Source organism: Clostridium puniceum (assembly GCF_002006345.1).
GTDB lineage: Bacteria > Bacillota > Clostridia > Clostridiales > Clostridiaceae > Clostridium > Clostridium puniceum.
Window position 1 is genome coordinate 1 of the sequence record NZ_LZZM01000081.1, and the last position, 1889, is coordinate 1889.

Here is a 1889-nt window from a genome sequence, read left to right on the forward strand (position 1 = left end):
GGTAAGTAGCCAAAAGGAATCTCACCTTTAGGCTCTCTCAGAACCGGACTTGAACCTCTCAGCTCATCCGGCTCCCATTATCTAGTCGTTGGTAAAATTCCCATTTGCCAGTGTGCAAATAATTTTGGAATATTCCTTGCTATTCTTCCTAGCCAGTTTTTGGCTTTTGTCCTTCCCCTGGCTAGCTTTTTATATTTTCTTTTGGCCCATTGGACTAATGCTTTATTCATATGTCTTAAAACTTTATATAGTTCTGATTTATAAAAGCTTCCGTAATAGTTTATCCAACCTCTTATTATAGGATTGAACATGTTAGATATATCTAATATTTCTTTATCGGATTTTAGTTGTATTCTCCAATTTCTTATTGTTTGTCTCATAACTTTACACGCTTTATTGCTAACTGCTGGTGAAAAATTTATAAAGTGTTTTCCAGTTCTACTTTTAGACCTTCTTGGTCTGAAAGTATATCCTAAGAAATCAAAAGTTGTATTTTCTTGGTTTTGCTTTCTAAAATCGTCTTTACAATATACTATTTTAGTTTTATCTGGATGCAGTTCTAAACCACATTCTTTAAATCTTTGATTTAGTTTCTTTAGTAGAATTTCTGCTTGCGCTTTAGTTCTACAATGTGCAACTGCATCATCTGCATATCTTGCCCATGGATTTTGTGGAAAATTTATTTCCATCCATCTATCAAAAGTATAGTGCAAAAATAAGTTTGCTAAAACTGGACTTATTACACCGCCTTGCGGCGTTCCGGATTTTCTTTCTACAATAGTTCCATCTTTCATTTTAAATGGAGCATTTAACCATCTTTCTATGTATAAAAGTATCCATTTTTCATCAGTATGCATTTTCACTGCTTTCATTAATAATTCATGGTCTATATTATCAAACAATCCTTTGATGTCAAATTCTAAAACCCAATCATATCTCCAACATCTTTCTCTTATTACTTTAATTGCTCCTATTGCACTTTTATTCGGTCTATATCCATATGAATCTTCATGAAAAATTTTATCTACACTTGGTTCAAAATATAGTCTTACAACCATCTGTGCAATTCTATCTTCCACTGTTGGAACTCCTAATATTCGAGTTCCTCCATTTTTCTTAGGAATTTCTACCGCCCTTACCGGAGGTGGAAAATAACTTCCTGAAGATAATCTATTCCATAATTTATATAGATTATTTTTAAGATTTTCTTCAAATTTTTCTATAGTTACATTATCCACTCCTGCAGAACCTTTATTTGCTTTAACTTTCTTATAAGCATCCCATACTGCCTGTTTGTTTATTTTAAACGACTTTGTTTCATTCATATAGTTCCTCCCATTTCATTGGTTGACTAAATTCTTAAAACTAGATAATACAATCTTCTTCACTCCACTTTTATTACAAAAGCTTCATCGCTACTACAAGTTGTTCCGCCCCTATACCTGCATTGGTACTCTCATTCTTATGGGATTTCCACTTGAATTTCTTCCTTAACATCAGGTCGTAGGTTCCCAAGTTCCATACAGAAGCCTATACTATGTTCATGCCATCTTCATGCCGGTCACCATTTAGACAGTAAACAGGTTTCCTCTAAATTTATCCCAAGTTAACGACTCCCCCTTGGTTTTGATGACATTCCTACGCTTTCGACACTTTATCAATGATTCACTTTTGTTCATCTCCATAGTACATACCTGACAAAATCTTGTTTTGCCTTTTCCTTAACGCTCACTACCTTAACTTTTGACCAAAGCAGCTTAAGGTGGTTTGAAACCTCCGCCTGTACAGCGGTTTCGATGGACCTTCCATCATCTTCTGTATAGCATAGCTACACTTTATGCAACAAATATTGTTGCATAGGTGCGCCTTCTTGGCGCACAATCATCAGC

The 1889-nt window shown here is 34.7% G+C and carries 1 protein-coding gene; it reads right to left on the reverse strand.

The annotated features are described in order from the left end of the window. Window positions 1–77 precede the first annotated feature (77 nt). Window positions 78–1325, reverse strand: a complete 1248-nt coding sequence (ltrA, locus tag CLPUN_RS06615; RefSeq protein ID WP_077846533.1) for a group II intron reverse transcriptase/maturase — start codon at window positions 1323–1325, stop codon at window positions 78–80. Window positions 1326–1889: the final 564 nt, after the last annotated feature.

What these genes read in the sequence shown, in the direction of transcription:
- ltrA (WP_077846533.1), bottom strand. Translation starts at nt 1,325, where the DNA reads ATGAATGAAACAAAGTCGTTTAAAATAAACAAACAGGCAGTATGGGAT.